The organism is Streptomyces lincolnensis (assembly GCF_021173675.1).
Lineage (GTDB): Bacteria > Actinomycetota > Actinomycetes > Streptomycetales > Streptomycetaceae > Streptomyces > Streptomyces lincolnensis_B.
Genome location: NZ_JAIHON010000006.1, coordinates 366,529 through 384,006, shown reverse-complemented (window position 1 = coordinate 384,006; position 17,478 = coordinate 366,529). Strand labels below are relative to the sequence as shown.

Annotated in this window: 10 protein-coding genes; 5 read left to right on the top strand and 5 right to left on the bottom strand. The window is 70.8% G+C overall.

Going from position 1 to position 17,478, the window contains the following annotated elements; genetic code table 11:
- Nucleotides 1-485: 485 nt before the first annotated feature.
- Complete coding sequence (locus tag K4B79_RS19535; RefSeq protein WP_308280454.1) at nucleotides 486-1,874, bottom strand: aminotransferase-like domain-containing protein; 1,389 nt, start codon at nucleotides 1,872-1,874, stop codon at nucleotides 486-488.
- A 76-nt stretch (nucleotides 1,875-1,950) separates the two neighbouring features.
- Between K4B79_RS19535 and K4B79_RS19530 the strand changes: the two genes are divergently transcribed.
- Complete coding sequence (locus K4B79_RS19530) at nucleotides 1,951-2,763, top strand: alpha/beta fold hydrolase (RefSeq protein ID WP_232028071.1); 813 nt, start codon at nucleotides 1,951-1,953, stop codon at nucleotides 2,761-2,763.
- Between the two features lie 194 nt (nucleotides 2,764-2,957).
- Nucleotides 2,958-4,907 carry an FUSC family protein gene (locus tag K4B79_RS19525; RefSeq protein WP_232028070.1) on the top strand — a complete coding sequence of 650 codons (1,950 nt, stop codon included), beginning with the start codon at nucleotides 2,958-2,960 and terminating at the stop codon, nucleotides 4,905-4,907.
- A gap of 165 nt (nucleotides 4,908-5,072) precedes the next feature.
- Here K4B79_RS19525 and snpA read toward each other — a convergent pair whose 3' ends face one another.
- Nucleotides 5,073-5,732, bottom strand: a complete 660-nt coding sequence (snpA, locus tag K4B79_RS19520) for a snapalysin (protein ID WP_232028069.1) — start codon at nucleotides 5,730-5,732, stop codon at nucleotides 5,073-5,075.
- 184 nt (nucleotides 5,733-5,916) lie between these two features.
- On the opposite strand from snpA, the gene K4B79_RS19515 reads away from it, so the two are divergent.
- Nucleotides 5,917-6,864 carry a LysR family transcriptional regulator gene (locus K4B79_RS19515; RefSeq protein ID WP_232028068.1) on the top strand — a complete coding sequence of 316 codons (948 nt, stop codon included), beginning with the start codon at nucleotides 5,917-5,919 and terminating at the stop codon, nucleotides 6,862-6,864.
- 29 nt (nucleotides 6,865-6,893) lie between these two features.
- Here K4B79_RS19515 and K4B79_RS19510 read toward each other — a convergent pair whose 3' ends face one another.
- Nucleotides 6,894-8,972 (bottom strand): PhoX family protein, encoded by a 2,079-nt coding sequence (locus tag K4B79_RS19510; protein ID WP_232028067.1) that lies wholly within the window; start codon nucleotides 8,970-8,972, stop codon nucleotides 6,894-6,896.
- Nucleotides 8,973-9,256: 284 nt separating this feature from the next.
- Here K4B79_RS19510 and K4B79_RS19505 point away from each other — a divergent pair, with 284 nt between their 5' ends.
- The gene (locus tag K4B79_RS19505; protein WP_232028066.1) at nucleotides 9,257-11,227 is read left to right on the top strand and encodes a VWA domain-containing protein; all 1,971 of its coding nucleotides are present in this window, start codon (nucleotides 9,257-9,259) and stop codon (nucleotides 11,225-11,227) included.
- A gap of 132 nt (nucleotides 11,228-11,359) precedes the next feature.
- Nucleotides 11,360-13,090, top strand: a complete 1,731-nt coding sequence (metG, locus tag K4B79_RS19500; RefSeq protein ID WP_232028065.1) for a methionine--tRNA ligase — start codon at nucleotides 11,360-11,362, stop codon at nucleotides 13,088-13,090.
- Between the two features lie 51 nt (nucleotides 13,091-13,141).
- On the opposite strand, the gene K4B79_RS19495 is transcribed toward metG, so the two are convergent.
- Both K4B79_RS19495 and K4B79_RS19490 read right to left on the bottom strand, forming a co-directional pair.
- A complete protein-coding gene (locus K4B79_RS19495) occupies nucleotides 13,142-16,459 on the bottom strand; it encodes a P-loop NTPase (protein ID WP_232028064.1) in 3,318 nt (1,105 codons plus the stop codon).
- A 74-nt stretch (nucleotides 16,460-16,533) separates the two neighbouring features.
- Entirely contained in the window at nucleotides 16,534-17,268 is a 735-nt protein-coding gene (locus K4B79_RS19490; protein WP_232028063.1) for a hypothetical protein, read from the bottom strand.
- Nucleotides 17,269-17,478: the final 210 nt, after the last annotated feature.

Genomic DNA, 17,478 nt, shown 5'->3' with positions numbered 1-17,478 from the left:
GCTGCGGGCGGTGCGGGACGGCGGCCGGGAGCACGCGGTGACCGTCGACCTCGCACCCGTCGCCGTACATCTGAAGGACGAACTCGCCGACGACAACGCGCCGTTGGCGCGGCGCGTCCCGGTCCGGCACACCGAGGTCGCGGTGCTCCCGGCCGAGGACCTGGCCCGGCTCAGGAAGGGGTACGACGTGCTGGACGTCGCCGGTTTCTGGCTGCCCGTCACGGCCGCGGCCCTCGCGGTCGCCGGGATCTCGGTCGCCGCCTGCCGCCGCCGCGCGGTCACCGCGACCGCGCTCGGCACGGCGCTGGGCGGCGCGCTCCTCGGCGTCGCGGTCGCCGTCGGCCGGTACCTCACCCTGGCCGATCTGCCCGACCCGGCCCACCAGCCGGCCGCCGGGGCGATCTACGACGCCCTGACGGCCGGCCTGCGCACGGTCTCCTGGCTACTCGTCGCCCTCGGCCTGGCGGTGGCCCTGACCTGCCGGCTCACCGACCGCCAAGGCCGTCGAGGCCGTCAGGACCGCCCCGGCCGCCCCGGGCGTCCGCTCCCCGTGTCGCTACGTCGGCGAGCGTCCGCAGCGCCCGCCGCAGATCCGTCTCCGGCACCGACGCGAGCCCGAGCCTGACCGCGTCCGGGGTGCGGTGCGGGTCCACCACGAAGGCGGGACCCGGGGTGAGGGCGATGCCGTGCGCCGCCGCGGCGGCCGTGAAGGTGTCCGCGCGCCAGGGCGCGGGCAGCTCCCACCAGGCGTAGTAGGCGCGCGGATCGGACCGTACGGAGAACCCGTGCAGTTCCTCGGCGACGATCCGCTGCCGCCGTCCGGCGTCCGCCCGCTTCGCGTCGACCAGCCGGTCCACCGTCCCGTCCGCCAGCCACCGCACGGCCGCCTCCAGTGCGAACCGCCCCGCGCTCCACCCGCCGGAGCGGACCGCGGCGGCCACGGTGTCGGTCCGGTGCGGCGGTACGACGAGGAACCCGACGGTGAGACCGGGCGCGACCCTCTTGGAGAGGCCGTCGACCACATGGGTGAGGCCGGGGGCGAGCGCGGCGAGCGGCTCGGCGTCGGACGGGTCGGCGAGGAAGGACCAGATGCGGTCCTCCACGACGGGGAGGTCCAACTCCACGACCGTGCGGGCGAGTCGGTGCCGTCGCTCGTCGGTCATGGTCAGGGAGGTCGGGTTGTGCAGCGTCGGCTGGACGTAGAGCGCGGACAGCGGCGCCGCGCGGTGGGCGGCGGCCACCGCCTCCGGGCACACCCCGCCCTCGTCGGTGACCAGCGGGACGAGGGTGATGCCGAGCCGGACCGCGATCTCCTTGACCACGGGATACGTCAGCGTCTCGACGCCGACCCGGCCGCCCGGCCGGACCAGGGAGGCGAGGGCGGCGGCGATCGCCTGCCGGGCGTTGCCCGCGAACAGGAACCGCTCGGGCGCCGGTCGCCAGCCGGGGGTGGCGAGCAGCCCGGCGGCGGCCTCCCGGGCGGCGGGGGTGCCGGCGACGGCGGCCGGGCGCAGCGCCACGGTGAGCACGTCGGGGCGCAGCAGCGGCGCGAGGGCCGGGGCGAGCAGCTCCGACTGGCCGGGCGCGGAAGGGTAGTTGAGCTCCAGGTTCACGGGCGCGGCGGTCGCCGACTCCACGATCCCCCGCCCGCCTCCCGGCCCCGCCGGGCTCGCCCGTACGAAGGTTCCCCGGCCGACCTCCCCGACGACCAGTCCCCGCCGCACGAGTTCGGCGTAGACCCGTCCCGCCGTGGAGCCGGCGATCCCGCGCCGCCGGGCGAACACCCTTTGCGGCGGCAGCCGTTCGCCCGGTCTGAGCCGGCCCTCCGCGATGTCGTCGGCGAGACGGTCGGCGATCCGCCGGTAGTCGTTCACGAGCTCCCCCATCACATTGCACCGAGCGCAAAGATCTTATTGCACCGACCTGTTGGGCCGATCTAAGGTCACTCACATGACCCGTTCCGAGATATCTCTCGCGTACGAGGACAAAGGCACCGATATCGACACGGATACCGAGACCTCCCGCGTGCCGCTCGTCCTCGTCCACGGCCACCCCTTCGACCGCACGATGTGGGACCCGCAGCTCGCGGAGTTCTCCGCCGCCCGCCGGGTGATAGCCCCCGACCTGCGCGGATACGGCGCCTCGCCGGTCGTCCCGGGCATCACCCGCCTCTCCGACTTCGCCCGGGACATCGAGGCCCTGCTGGACGACCTGAAGGTGGACGCCTTCGTCCTCGCCGGGCTCTCCATGGGCGGCCAGATCGCCATGGACTGCTACGGACGGTTCGGCGACCGCGTTCACGGGCTCGTCCTGGCCGACACCTTCCCCGCCGAGGAGACCCCCGAGGGCAGGAGGGCCCGCAACGACATGGCCGACCGGCTCCTGCGCGAAGGCATGCGCGGTTACGCCGACGAGGTCCTCGACAGGATGGTCGCCCCCTACGCCGCCCCCGAGGTCAGGGCCCACGTCCACCGCATGATGACGGCCGCACCCCCCGAGGGCGCCGCGGCGGCCCTGCGCGGCCGTGCCGAACGCCCCGACTACCGCGGCCTGCTGACCCGCGTCACCGTCCCCGCCCTGGTCGTCGTCGGCGCCGACGACGCCTTCACCCCGGTCTCCGACGCCGAGGACATGCACGCGCTGCTCCCCGACTCGACCCTGCGGGTGATCGACGGGGCGGCCCACATGCCGAACCTGGAACGGCCCGAGGAGTTCAACGCGGCGCTGGGGGAGTTCCTGGCGCGGGTGGACGGGCACGCGTGATCGCGGGCCCGTGACATCTCAGCCCGTCCGGCGATCGCGGACGAGGCTGTTCAGGCCGAAGCCGGGGTCCGGGGGGCGGCAGCCCCCGGAAACAGTGGCACCCCGCCGGGCGGCTCGTGCGGCCATGAGACGGCAGACGCCCATGACACGGGGATGACGTAAGGCGATGTAAGGGGATGCCGTGTAATAGGCGCATGTCACGCGAGTTCCCCGTCGGCCTCACGCCCCCCGACTGGCTGGTCCGGAACCTCCGGGCCCAGCAGGCGCCCGTCAACCGTCCGGCCGTGGCCCGGGCCGCCCTCGCGATGACCATCCCCCTCGCGATCGGTCTCGCCACCGGCCACACCGCCTACGGCGCCCTCGCCTCCATGGGCGCCCTGTCCGGTGTCATCGGCGACACCGCCGACGCCTACCGCATGCGGATCCTCAACATCGCGATCCCGCAGCTGTTCGGCGCCGTCGGGGTCACCGTCGGTGCGGCGGTCCACGGCCACGGCTGGGTCGCCGTCTGGGCGGTGACCGGCATCGCGCTGATCTCCGGGATGATCTCGACGATCGGCGCGGTGGCCTCGGTCTCCGGCCTGCTGCTCCTGCTGAACTCCGTGGTCGGCGCGGGCCTCGCCATGCCCGGCGACTGGTGGCTCGCCCCGCTCCTGATGACCGGCGGCGGGCTCCTCGTCCTGACCCTCGCGCTCCTGGCCTGGCCGCTGCGGTCGGGGGTGCCGGAGCGGACGGCGGTCGCGGACGCCTACCGGGCGGTCGCGGAACTGATGGCGGCGTGCGGCCGGGACGAGTACGACGCCGCCCGGCACGCCGTCACCCAGTCCCTGAACCAGTCGTACGACCTCGTCCTCGCCCGGCGCGCCCGGCACCACGGCCGCAGTCCCGAGCTGACCCGGCTGCTGGCCCAGCTGAACGCCATCACCCCGGTCGTGGAGGCCGCCCCCGCCGCCCATCTCTCCGGCCGGCCGCTGCCCGACGAGGTCCCGGCGGCCGTACGCCACCTCGCCGAGGCCATCGAGACCGGCTACACCGGACCCATAGGGCTCAAGGTCCCCGTGCCGGTGACGGAGACCGCCCGTGCCGTCGACCACGCGCTGCGGCATGCGGCCGAGGTGGTCGCCTCCCCGGACGTCGACCCGCGCGGCCTGGACGACCGGCTCGGCCGCCCGGCCTCGCTCGGCAGCCGGGCGGCCCGCGCCGCCCGCGACGTCGCCCTGACCGCCGCCTCCTGGCGCTACGGCCTGCGCCTCGCCCTCTGCATCGGCCTCGCCCAGGCCCTGGTGTCGATCGTCTCCGTGCCCCGCTCCTACTGGGTCGCCCTGACCATCACCTTCGTCCTCAAGCCCGACTTCGGCTCGGTCTTCTCCCGCGCCCTGCTGCGCGCCCTCGGCACGGTCGCCGGCCTCGTCGTCGCCGCCGCCGTCCTCTCCCAGGTCCCCCGAGGCTGGTGGGACGTCCCGGTGATGCTGCTGCTCGCCCCGCTGATCCCGGCCCTCACCCCGCGGGGCTACGGCTACCAGACGGCCGCGATCACCCCGGTGATCCTGCTCCTGTCCGACGTCCTGAACCACCAGGGCACCGCCCTGCTGCTGCCCCGCCTGCTGGACTCCCTCATCGGCTGCGCCATCGCCCTCGTCGCGGGCTACCTGCTCTGGCCCGAGAGCTGGCACACCCGCGTCGGCGACCGCCTCGCGGACGCCGTCGCCGACACCGCGCGCTACGTGGAGTACGCCTTCGGCTCCCCGGACGCCGCCCCCGTCGATCCCCCGGCCCGCGCCCGCATGCGCCGCCGCCTCTACCGCGACCTCTCCGTCATCCGCACGGAGTTCCAGCGCGCCCTCACCGAACCCCCGCCCACCGGCCGCCGCGCCGCCGCCTGGTGGCCCCTGGTCGTCGCCGTCGAACGCATCGTCGACGCCACGACGGCGGCCCGCGTACGGGTCAAACACGGCGCACCCCCGCCGTCCCACGCCGAGGTCTCCCAAGTTGCCCTGCAACTGAGGGAGTTGGCCGAAGGCCTACGAGAGATCGACACCCTCTACGAGGTCCGCACCGACCTCACGGGCCCATCGGGCAGCGTCCTGGAGCCGCTGCGGCAGGAGGTGGCGGCGGCAAGGGCGATCACCACCCCGCCCCCTTAGGGGCGCGGGGCTGTATCAATGTGCGGCTCCGCCGCGTGGGCGCGACCAGCCACGGACAACCCGCACCCGCCCGACAACACAAGCCCCCGAGCTAGTAGGCGAACATGGGCACGGCCGCCCCCTAAAAATAAGGGGGCGGCCGCACCGCGTGGGGGGTGGTGGCTCCTAACGGCCCGCTTTCTCCAGGGCCTTGTCCATCGCCGCGGCGAACCCGTTCACCCACAGCCGATCAACCCGCGCCCGCTCATTCGCATCCGGAACGGCATTCGTGCAGGACGTCCCCGGCCCGCCCCCGGACATCAACTCACTGCACGGCCCCGAATAGTGGTCCGGCAACCCGAGCACATGCCCCGTCTCGTGCGCGGTGACCCGCGTGGAGTCGTACTGCTGGTTCTGCCGGTAGTCGAGGAAGATGTACCCGCCGCCGTGCCCGTCCGTGGAGGCGTACGACCCGCGCGAGTCGTTGCCCTCGCGGTAGGTGAAGTCGGCGTTGGTGCCCTCCTGGAGCTTCACGTTCGACACCGAGCTGTTCCATATCTGGGTGCTGCGGGCGATCTGCGCGGCGAACGTGGGCGCGCGGGAGGCGTCGTAGACGACGGTGACGGCCGCGGCGGCGCGCGGCTGCGCGGCGCGCTTCTCGGCGACGGACTTCAGGACGGCCTCGAAGAAGGCCCGGTTCGCCTCGGACTCCGCGGACGTGCCGACGTACCCGGCGTGCGCGGGCGCCGCCACGGCGGGAACCGCGGCGCCGACGCCGACCGTTGTGAGAGAGAGGCCGATGGCCGCCACGAGGGCGGAGGAGGACAGAGAGCTGGACAGACGCATCGATGACTCCAGGTGTGGGGGGTGAGTCGTCAACGGTGAGTGTCGGCCTCCGCACGACGGCTGTGATGATGGCAACCGGTGATAGCCCGGCCCTATCACCACCCCGTTCGCCCCCGTTCGCCTGCGCCCGCGTGCGATTTGTACACCTGGTGAAAGCTTGGGTTCCGCTTTACGCTCCGACGGCATGGAGCTTGAGGTGAGGCACCTGCGCGCGCTGTGCGCCATAGCGGACACCGGCAGCCTGCACCGGGCGGCCCGTCATCTGGGCGTCGCCCAGCCGTCGTTGAGCACGCAGCTCAGACGCATCGAACAGGAGCTGGGCGGCGCGCTGTTCGTGCGCGCGAGATCCGGCTGCCGTCCCACACCCCTGGGGCGGCTCGTCCTCAGTCGCGCCCGCCCCCTGGTGGCCGACATGCGCTCCCTGGTCGCGGAGGCCCGGGCGGCGGCGGTCGGCGGTCCGGAGCTCCGCGTCGGCTCCACCGCGAGCAAGGCCCTGGCGGGCTGGCTACGGCGGCTGCGCGCCCGGGGCCAGGACCCCACCCTCCACATGAACGTCTCGGCCAACGCCCTGCTGCGCATGGTCGCCGACGGCCAGCTCGACGTCGCCTTCGTGCACGAGGTCGAGGGCTGCCCCCTGCGCATCCCCCGGGAACTGCGCCTGCGCGTCCTGATCGAGCGCGAACCGCAGTTCGTGTCCCTGCCGGCCGACCACCCGGCGGCGGCCCGCCCGGTGGTCCACCTCTCCGACCTGGCCGGTGACCGCTGGATGATCGACCCCACGGTCGACGGGGAGTGGGACGCCGTCCAGCGGATGTTCCGCGCGGCCGACGTCCACCCCCATGTCCTGCACGGCGACTACCACACCGCCGACGCCCTGGTCGCCACCGGCGAGGTCGTCACCGTCTGCCAGCCGACCCGGGTGCCCCGCCCCGACATGGCCGTACGACGGCTGCACGGCGACCCGCTCGGCGTCCGCCTGCTCCTCGCGGCCCGTACCGAGACGGACCTCGACGGCGTCTGCCCCGCGCTGGAGGAGGCGTACTGGGAGGCGGCGCGGCAGGCGCCGGCGTACCAGGAGTGGCTGGAACACGACGGTGCGGCGAGCCGCCCACCGGTCCCAGCACTCCCGTAGGGCCTGTTGTCGGCCCCCTTCCGGCCGGCTCAGACGCCGATGTCACCGCCGTCCGCGCGCCACACGGCGACGACGGACGGGCGGACGTACGTGCCCGGCCCGTCGGGCCAGGCGCTGGCCGGCTTCTCGACGGTGGCGCCGTCGATCTCGCCCGGGTGCTGCACGGCGACGAGCACGCGCCGGTCCTGGATGACCGGACCGCAGGTCTCCGCGCCCTTCGGCATGGTCAGGAACTGCTTGAGCTCACCGCGCCGCTCGCCCCGGGTGGCCACGCCGAACAGGCCGTCGTGGTAGCCGAGCTGGGCGCCGTCGGTGGAGATCCACAGGTTGCCGTACGGGTCGAAGGCCACGTTGTCCGGGCAGGAGATCGGGCTGACCTTGTCCTTGGGGAAGCCGGCGAAGTAGGTCGCCGGGTCCTTCGGGTCACCGGCGACGAGGAACAGCGACCACGCGAACCGGGTGCTGTCGGCCCGGTTCCAGCGCTCGGTCAGCTCCAGGACGTGCCCGTGCTTGTTGGCGTTGCGCGGGTTGGCCTCGTCGGCCTTGGCGTTCGTACCGACACCGCGGTTGGAGTTGTTGGTGAGGGCGACGTACACCTTGCCGGTGTGCGGGTTCGGCTCGATGTCCTCGGGCCGGTCCATCTTGGTGGCCCCGACCTTGTCACCGGCGAGCCGCGTGAAGACGCAGACCTCCTCGGCCGTCATCCCGTCCACGTGCGAGACGGCGCCCTTGGCGGTCGCGGTGACCAGCGGGATCCACTCGCCGCTGCCGTCGAACTCACCGTCACTCGGCAGCTTGCCGGTGCCGTCGATCTCGATGGCGGGGGAGTCGCCGGTGAGCTTGGCGACGTAGAGCGTGCCCTCGTCGAGCAGCGACAGGTTGTGCTCGCGCACGGCCCGGCTGCTGCCGTGCTTCATCCGCTTGCTGCCGACGAACTTGTAGAAGTAGTCGAACCGCTCGTCGTCACCGGTGTAGACGACCGGCCGCCCGTCGCGCGTGAGCCGCACGGTCGCGCCCTCGTGCTTGAACCGGCCGAGCGCGGTGTGCTTGCGGGGCGTGGAGTCGGGGTCGTAGGGGTCGAGCTCGACGACGTACCCGAACCGATGGGCCTCATTGGGCTCCTGGGCGACGTCGAACCGCTTGTCGAACCGCTCCCACTTGCGCTCGCTCGCCCCGGTCCCGATGCCGTACCGCTTGTCGGTGGTCCGGCTCGCGTTGGCGAAGTACTGGTTGAAGTTCTCCTCGCCGTGCAGGGTGGTGCCCCACGGGGTGGTGCCGCCGGAGCAGTTGTTGAGCGTGCCCAGCACCTTGCGCCCGGAAGGGTCGGCCGACGTCCTGACCAGGTCCGACCCGGCGGCGGGCCCGGTCAGCCGGAACGCGGTGGTGGCGGTGACGCGCCGGTTCAGCCGATGCCGCGGAACGGCGGTGAGCTTCCCACTCCTCCGGTCCCCCTCCACGACCACGGCGGACAGCCCATGGGCGGCCCAGGCGATCTCGACCTGCTCACGCGTCGGGTTGGCGGCGTCGTACCCCCGGAACATCAGCACTTCGTCGGTGTACTCGTGATTGGCGACGAGGATCTGCCGGTTGTGTTCGCCCGGAAGCGGCAGGAGCGACAGAAAGTCGTTGTTGTACCCGAACTGACCGGCCTGCGCGGCGGCGGTCTGCTTCTCCGGGTCGAAGGCGGGCGCACCCCGCAGGATGGGCTCGCCCCAGCGGATGACGATGTTCTGCGCGTACCCGTCCGGGATGGTCACGGTGTCGGCGGTGTTCGGCGCGACGGCGGCGAACCGCAGCCCACGGGCGCCCTTGGACGCCCCGGCCTTGGCTTTCTGTACGCCCTGCTCGGCGGCCTCCGCTGCCTGCGCCCGGGGCGCGGCGACCGCACCACCCGCCGCGGCGGCCACGGTGACGACGGCCGCGGCACGCATCATCGAACGACGACTGAGAGCCCCGGCGATGACATCGCCGACGTACTCGTTGTCAGAGGTGTTGGGCGCCGGGTGGAAACAGGCGTCACCACACCGGAACCGGCAGGTCAGGGCGGACCGGCCGCCAGAATGGGTTTCGGACGAAGACGTCATGATCAACGGCAACTGCTTGCGCACTTTTACGCTCCCCTTGCTTCCCCTTGAGTCCAGCGTGACGGACGGTAGGGGCACGTTTGTGCGGGAGCGAAGCGCACCGATGAACGGAGGGTGAACCCGGGGTGGATGTAGGCCGATTACCCTCCGGCCACCTTGATCACCGACGAAGTCCTGATGTGGCCCTTGACTCCTGTGGAGCCCGCCTCCCCCGCCCCTGCCCAAGATCGCCATTCGGGGCCGCTAACCTTACGTGTCCGTCCTGGCCAGGGATTGACGGGCTTCAACTCACGCGAAGGGTTGCGCACATGGGCATTCTCACTCTCCTGCGGAACGCATTCGGCCGGTCACGCAAGGCACGTGCCGCCGAGGCAGAGGGTGCGGAACGGACTCCTTCGCAGGAGATCTCCTCTTCCTCTGAGACCACCCCGGAGACCACCCCCAAGGTCCCCTCCCCCTCCCCCGACCCCACCCCGGCCCCCAAGGCCCAGGTCCCCGAACCCCGCACCACCCCCCTCACCCCCCAGGAGGAACACGACCTCGTCGCCGCCGCCTTCGACAACGTCACGGTCCCCAAGCAGTCGCCTCCGGCGGATGGGGCGATGTCGGTGGGGGGTGCGGTGAAGGAGGATCCGACGCCGTCGAGCGACGGGGGCGCCGAGGGCGCGACTGCGGAGACGGCGGTGGCTGAGGCCACGGAGGCTGAGACCCCGGTGAGAGAGGCGCCGGAGGCTGAGACCCCGGTGACCGAGACTCGGGAGGCCGAGACCCCGGCTGCGGAGACCCCGGCTGCGGAGACCTCGGTGGAGGAGACGCCGCAGGCCGAGACTCCGGCTGCGCAGACCTCGGTGGGGGAGGCGCCGAAGGCCGAGACCCCGGCTGCGCAGACCTCGGTGGGGGAGGCGCCGCAGGCCGAGACCCCGGTTGTCGAGACGCCGGAGGATGAAACCGCGGTTGGCGAGACACCGAAGGCCGAGGCGCCGAAGGCCGAGGCGCCGAAGGCCGAGGCCGCGGTTGTCGAGACGCCGGAGGATGAAACCGCGGTTACCGAGGCGCCGGAGGCTGAGGCTAAGGCCACGGTTGTCGAGACACCAGAGGCTGAGACCCCGGTAGCCGAGACGCCGAAGGCCGACGATCAGGCGGCCGAGGCGGACGTCACCGAAGAGGCCCCTGCGGCGAAGACGCCGACGCCCGCGAGCGAGGCAGCGGCTGAGGAGCACGTCGTCGAGGAGACGGTGCCGACGGCGGAGACGCCGACCGCCGAGGAGCCGGAGGCCAAGGAGCCTGCCGCCAAGGAGCCGGAGGCGGCCGAGAGGCCCGCCGCCGAGGAGGCACCTGCGGCTGAGTCGCCGACCTCCGAGGAGCCGAGCCCGGAGCCGTCGGCCGAGACGGCCGAACCGACCGACTCTCCCGCGGCCGCCGACGGCGAGGACGCCCCACAGGGGCGACCCGCAGCCGACGACGAAACCAGCACGGGTGGTGCGGGTGGGAACACCTCGTCCGAAGGCGAAGCCGAGGACGTCCCGGCCGAGCCGCAGCCGGCCAAGGCACCCGAGCCGACCACCGCCCCCGCAGCCGCAGCCGCAGCCGCAGCCGCAGCCGCAGCCGCCGAGGACACCGACACCGTCCCCGCAACCCTCCGCACCGCCTACCAGGCCGCCGCAGCCACCCTCACCGCCAAGAACCTCACCGGCACCCCCGCCAAGGTCTACCTCGTCCTCGACCGCTCCGCGAGCATGCGCCCGTACTACAAGGACGGCTCGGCCCAGGCCCTCGGCGAGCAGACCCTCGCCCTCGCCGCCCACCTCGACCCGTCCGGCCCCGAGAACACCAAGGTCCACGTCGTCTTCTTCTCCACGGAAGTGGACGGCACCGGCGAGCTCACCCTCACCGACCACGACACCAAGATCGACGACCTGCACGCGGGCCTCGGCCGCATGGGCCGCACCAGCTACCACGCAGCCGTAGAAGAAGTACTCGCGCACCACACGAAGTCATCGACCCCAGACACCCCCGACACCCCCGCACTCGTCGTCTTCCAGACGGACGGCGCCCCCGACGCGAAGACCCCCGCCACCCAGGCCCTCACGGACGCCGCGAAGAGCCACCCCCACGTGTTCTTCTCGTTCATCGCCTTCGGCGACCCGGAGAACAAGGCATTCGACTACCTCCGCAAGCTGAAGACCCCGAACACGTCCCACTTCCTCGCCGGCGAGACCCCCCGCGAGCTCACGGACGCGGAGGTCTACGAGGGCCTCCTGGCGACCTGGCGCCCGTAAACCCCGCGTAACCCCCCGCACCCCGCACAAGACGCCGCCCGCTTCCCACCCCGTAAAACGGGAGGCGGGCGGCGTACCCATGTCGGCTACGATTCCAAGGTTCCGTACATAGCAACCTGGGAGCAGCCCCCGATGGCTCGACACCTCATCACCAGCGCCCTTCCGTACATCAACGGGATCAAGCACCTGGGCAACATGGTGGGGTCCATGCTCCCGGCGGACGTGTACTCCCGGTACCTCCGCCAGCGCGGCCACGACGTCCTCTACATCTGCGCGACGGACGAACACGGCACCCCGGCCGAACTCGCGGCGAAGGAGCAGGGCCTCCCCGTCGCGGACTTCTGCGCACAGGCGCACGACGCCCAGAAGGCGGTCTACGACGGCTTCGCGCTGGCCTTCGACTACTTCGGCCGGAGCTCCTCCCCGCAGAACGTCGAGATCACCCAGCACTTCGCCCGCCGCCTGAACGAGAACGGCTTCATCGAAGAGCGAGCGATCCGCCAGGTCTACTCGCCCACCGACGGCCGCTTCCTCCCGGACCGCTATGTCGAGGGCACCTGCCCCCACTGCGGTTACGACAAGGCCCGCGGCGACCAGTGCGAGAACTGCACCCGCGTCCTGGACCCGACCGACCTGATCAACCCCCGTTCGGCGATCTCGGGCAGCACCGACCTCGAGGTCCGCGAGACGAAGCACCTCTTCCTCCTCCAGTCCGCGCTGCAGCACGAGGTCGAGGCGTGGGTCGCGGCCCACGAGGAGGAGTGGCCGCAGCTGGCGTCCTCGATCGCCCGCAAGTGGCTGAACGAAGGTCTGCACGACCGCGCGATCACCCGCGACCTGGACTGGGGCGTCCCGGTCCCGTCCGACACCTGGCCGGAGCTCGCGGCCGAGGGCAAGGTGTTCTACGTCTGGTTCGACGCCCCGGTCGAGTACATCGGCGCGACGAAGGAGTGGGCGGACGCGGCCACCGCCGACGAGACGCGCGACTGGAAGTCCTGGTGGTACGAGGCGGACGCGGGTGAGAACCCCGTCCGCTACACCCAGTTCATGGCGAAGGACAACGTCCCCTTCCACACGGTGATGTTCCCGGCCACGCAGCTCGGCGTACGCGAGCCGTGGAAGAAGGTCGACTACGTCAAGGCCTTCAACTGGCTGACGTACTACGGCGGGAAGTTCTCCACGTCCCAGAAGCGGGGCGTCTTCACCGACCAGGCCCTGGCCATCCTCCCGGCCGACTACTGGCGCTACTTCCTCATCGCCAACGCCCCCGAGTCGGACGACTCGTCCTTCACCTGGGAGCACTTCACGGCCACGGTGAACAAGGACCTGGCCGACACCCTCGGCAACTTCGTCAACCGCGTGCTGTCCTTCTCCAGGAAGCGCTTCGGCGACGAGGTCCCCGCGGGCGGCGAACCGGGCGAGGCGGAGACCAGGCTCGGCGAGCAGATCGCGTCCCTCCTGGCCGAGTACGAGTCCCAGATGGAGGCCCTACAGTTCCGCAAGGCGGCCGCGGCCCTGCGCGCCCTGTGGTCGGCCGGCAACTCCTACCTGGAGGAGAAGGCCCCCTGGCTCCAGATCAAGACCGACCAGGACGGCGCGGCCCTCACCCTGCGCACCGCGATGAACCTGATCCACCTCTACTCGGTGGTCTCGGAACCCTTCATCCCGTCCTCCTCGGCGGCCATGCGCCAGGCCTTCACCCTCAAGGACGACACCGCCACCTGGATCTCCCCGACCGAGGCCAGGTCCCTCACCACGGTCCCCGTGGGCACCCCCTTCACGGTCCCCCCGGTCCTCTTCGCCAAGCTGACGGACGAGGACCTGGAGACCTACAAGGAGCGCTTCGGCGGCGAATCACGGTAAACGACCCGGGTGCCTGCCCCGGCCGATCGTCCGGGGCAGGCACTTACGTCGCTACAGCGGAATCCCTTTGCTGCGTTCCAGCAACCGCTTGATCTGTGGTTCGAACTCGTCCGCGATGCGCATGAATTCGTGATTGTCTCGGCAGAAGCGCCGCCCGGTCTCGACCTGTCCGAGAATGCGACGGAGGATGTCGTCGATCTGATCCGCGGAGAGCGACGCCTCGCATGCCTCCACCCACTCGGTTCCCCTTCTGGCGACCACCGAGTACGAGTGCGGAGACGCGCCTCCGTGGCGCAGTGCCACCCCTTCGAGTACTCCGATGGCTTCCAGCGCCCGGTCGCGCAGATTGCCGTCGCCGGGGTTGATCGTCGAGCGCCGCAGTCGTATGGCGCTCCAGGCCGTCAGGACGAAGTGGTCGGTGCCGCCTCCGTCACAGCCCTGCGCGGTCTCCAGGTGATTCTCGGCGATACCCAGATCGCCTCGCTCCAACTCGAACTCACCCCGCTGCAGCCAGTAGTGGAAGTTGTCCTTCAACAGTTCGTGCACCGTGGCGTAGATGTCGCGGACCCGGCGGGGAGCCAGTCGGAGCGACACCATCAGTGAGTGGTTCAGCAGCCTGATCATGATCCGGCGGTACGGATCGTTGTTGTCGCGGATCCCGGCCGCGTACTGGGCGTAGAAGTTCAGCAGGTACTCGATGACGTCGCCCAGACGGTCGGGGGTCTTCCTCAGTACCGTCTCGACCACGGTGTCCGCGATGGTCCGCTGCCGGCATCGGATCGTTCCGTCCGCGGCGCGGGTCAGGAACCGCGTGGCCACCAACCGGTTGATCGCCTCTTGCAGGGACGGCTTGGGCGCGTAGGGCCCGGAGACGATCTGAAGCAGATCCTCCTGCTCGATACCGCGTTTCTTGAAGACGATGGCGGACTCGAAGACACACACGGTCGAGTAGACCGCGACCTGTTCGGCATTCAGGTCGTGGTACTCGCTGGCGACCTTGTCCTCGAACCGCTTGCCCGTGACCACCTGGATCATCGCCGCGAGCAGGCTGCGGTCACACAGCTCCCGCAGCTTGTCGATCTTCTGCTGTCGCAGTTTGTGACCCTTGAGTATGCCGGGCAGGCCGTGTTCGTGCAGGACGTCGACGATGTGCCCGAGGTCTTCGTCCTTCAGCGGCTCGTCCGCCCACACGTTTCTGGGCCGAAACGACGCGTCCAGCTCTTCCGCCCGCGTGGTTCGGATGGCCGCGACAACCAGAGTCTTCCCACCGTTGCTCAGTTCCTTGAGCAGGGAGGCGCCGAGACTGCCGAAGATGTCGACGTCGTCGACGAAGACGGCTTCGGCCGACATGCTGTGGGCCTGCGCCTTCAGGTTCGGCAGAGGATCCGTCGCCTCACGATCGATCCACGCCACCGTCCGTCCGGCCTTGTGCAGTTCGTACGCGTACTGCATGAGGGCGGTGGTCTTGCCCGATCCCGCCCGGCCCTCGACAAGAACGATGCTGTGCTTCCCGTCCTCCGCCGGTCGCGCCATCACGCGCATACGGTCGGTGATGGACAGCTTCGCAGCGTATCCGTCTGTGACGTCGCCCCAGGTGGGGTCCTGGCCCTTGAGGAACTCGACACTGCCGGCAGGCGCACTGTCGAGGAGGGCCGAGACGAGTTTGATGCCCGAGTTCTTGCGGGCGCCGACCTGGACGTCCGCGAGCCGTCTCCTGCCCTGCTGCAAGATCTCCAGTCCCGGCACCAGTCGCCGGGACGCGAACTCGTGCGGCAGCGCCTGGATGTGTATCAGTCCCGCCTGGCGAATCCGGGCACGATCCGCCGCGCTGCCCGGCCCGGTGACGACGAAGCGGGGGAAACGCTCCGATTCGGCCTGCGGTTGCGCCAGGGCGAGCGCCTGCCACAAGGACCGGCTGCTCGGCGATGCGGCCATGAAGACGGTGGGATGGCAGAGCAGTTCGGCCTTCAGCTTGCGAAACCACAGGGCCCGCGAGGCCACGTCGTCATCGGCGGGCACACCGAAGGCGAGGGAGGTGGTGGAACCGGGATCCCCATGCATCGCGACGGCTTCCACCGTGGCGTTTCCGCCCATGGGATTGCGCAGCATCGCGTTGACGAACGTGTTGGTGTCCGCGACCTTCGGGTCGTGCCGGAGGACCGAGGAGAAGATGTCCGTGGCGGTGAAATCGTAGATGCGCCACCAGGGGGCGTGCAGCATGCGGTGTGCGGCCTGCGCGAATGTCTGCTCACCGATGCGCAGTGCGGCGAGATACGGCTCGACCCCCCGGGGGCCCAGGCGCTCGGATGCGGTGTCCCAGATCTCGGACGTGGTGGGCGGTGGGTCGAGCACCTCACCGTAGACGTCCTCGATCAGCCGTTGGGTGAGGACGTCGGTGTCGATCGGCCCGCCCTCGGGGTGGATGCCCGAAACGGCCACCAGAATCATTCGGCCGGTGCTGACCTGCTGGTAGAACGCCTCGACTGCGGTCGCCTCGTCATAGTCGTCCGAAGCGAGTTGCCGTGGCAGTGCCGGCCTGGCCGAGCCCCTGCCCGCTCTGCGCGGACTGGGCAGGGGAACCGGCTGTTCGGCCGGGGGCGCCGCGAGGTCCCGGATCTTGGGAGTCGTACCGCCGCCGACCTCCATGCGGAGGAGCCGGTGCTGTCGGGTCGTGCCACGGGCCGGGACGAGCCACCGCTCACCGGGCACGACCTGGGCGGAGTCACCTTCCGGGGCGAGCAGCAGGGTCTGCGGCAGTATGGAGGCGATCGAGGTCGACAGCGCGGCGGTGTGCCCCGCCAGGACGACCGACAGGTCGTTCCCGCTCGCCCACTCGACGAAGTCTCCACCGACCGCGCTGTGCAACTGGTCGACCGTACACGTCGCCAGATCGGCGATGCCCTCGGACGCCGTCATCCGGAAGACGGTGTTCGCCGCGACGATGCCCAGCGACGCACCGCCGCCTTCCAGCCGTACCGCTCCCTCACCCGGCAGTACGCCCGCCCGCCAGCCCGGAAGGTTCGTGCGAGCGGCGGACCACGCGACGAAGTCCTTGAAGGACGTGTCGTGCAAGGCCGCGACGATGTCGTCCTCCTCGCCTCGCCACAGGCCTCGCTCGGTGTCCCCCCAGTAGCGGGTGAGCGCCTTGGCCAGCATGCCCTGGCCGGGTCCGACGGGATGGGCGTCGTGCCGCCACGGAACGGACACCACGGGTGTCAGTTGCTCGTTTCCGCTCTCCAGACCCTCCAGCATCACCGTGTCGAGGAAGTCCCCGATGTCGGAGGCGGTGACCTGTCTCGGTTCGACGGCACTGGTGCCGAGCACGAACACGGCGTCGAGCCGATGTCCCGCCTCAAGCAGTGTCCGCACGCTGTGCAGCGCGGCGTCCTGCTGTACAAGGGGTGTGAAGCATAGGAAGTGAAACGCCGCGCTCATTCTGATGATCAATTCCCTTCCATGGTGATGGCCCGGACTGCTGCCCTGGGAACCGCCAGCTCCCTCTCACCGGTTCCGCCGCCGCAGTTCCTGGCGCTGACCGTGATGCGCACGAACGCAGCGGAGAGGGAGGCCTTGTCGATCCGCCCGGCTATCCGGTCCCCGGTCAGGCCGCACAACGTCCGCGCGCTCTTCGCGTACGAGGGGGACAGGAGAACGGAACCTGAGAGCCTCTTCTCCTCGGGACCGAGGGCTGTGGCCAGCACGACGGTGCCGAGACTGGCGATCAGCGCCGCCGTGACCACCCAGTTCGCGTGCCGCTGTCTTCGGTCGATCTGAGCGGCCTCGTCGTCGGCCCGCTTCAGGACCGCGTTGAGCAGATCGAGGCGGTCCCGCGCATGGCTCGGCCCGGCCAGAGCCGACACCGGCTGCGCCACGGCGCGGAGATACAACACCGCCGCCAGCAACCACAGTCCGACGGCCACGACGCCTGCCCAACGCGTGATCTCGGGCCGGTTGTCGAGTTGAGTGAACGTCAACGCGGCGACAAGACCACCGGCGAACAAAGTGACCGTCGATTGCGCCGCCTGTGCCCGAAGCCGGGCTCCGCTTCCCGACCGGACACGCTCGGCGTAGTACGCCTCGCTCGCCGGCCCCAGAACAGCGTCCAGCACGAGCTCGCGCTCGTTGGAGACATGCTGATCGGAAGAAGATTGCGCTGTCATCGAGCCCCCGTTGCGCATATCGGAAGAGCATCATAGGGGGCGATGTGACTCCGAATCAGCTATGTGCTGAATTCCGCAGGAGCCCTGTTCGACTGAATCTCCACACCTTCACCTTCATACGTACACACGTTCCCACGACCGAAGGGCCCTGGGCTCAACGCCTCACAGCGCAGCGGATACGTAAGGAGCGCCCGGTTCCCCGGCCATTGCCATACCCCCCACAGACAT

What these genes read in the sequence shown, in the direction of transcription:
- K4B79_RS19530 (WP_232028071.1), top strand. Translation starts at nt 1,951, where the DNA reads ATGACCCGTTCCGAGATATCTCTCGCGTACGAGGACAAAGGCACCGAT.
- K4B79_RS19525 (WP_232028070.1), top strand. Translation starts at nt 2,958, where the DNA reads ATGTCACGCGAGTTCCCCGTCGGCCTCACGCCCCCCGACTGGCTGGTC.
- snpA (WP_232028069.1), bottom strand. Translation starts at nt 5,732, where the DNA reads ATGCGTCTGTCCAGCTCTCTGTCCTCCTCCGCCCTCGTGGCGGCCATC.
- K4B79_RS19515 (WP_232028068.1), top strand. Translation starts at nt 5,917, where the DNA reads ATGGAGCTTGAGGTGAGGCACCTGCGCGCGCTGTGCGCCATAGCGGAC.
- K4B79_RS19505 (WP_232028066.1), top strand. Translation starts at nt 9,257, where the DNA reads ATGGGCATTCTCACTCTCCTGCGGAACGCATTCGGCCGGTCACGCAAG.
- metG (WP_232028065.1), top strand. Translation starts at nt 11,360, where the DNA reads ATGGCTCGACACCTCATCACCAGCGCCCTTCCGTACATCAACGGGATC.
- K4B79_RS19490 (WP_232028063.1), bottom strand. Translation starts at nt 17,268, where the DNA reads ATGCGCAACGGGGGCTCGATGACAGCGCAATCTTCTTCCGATCAGCAT.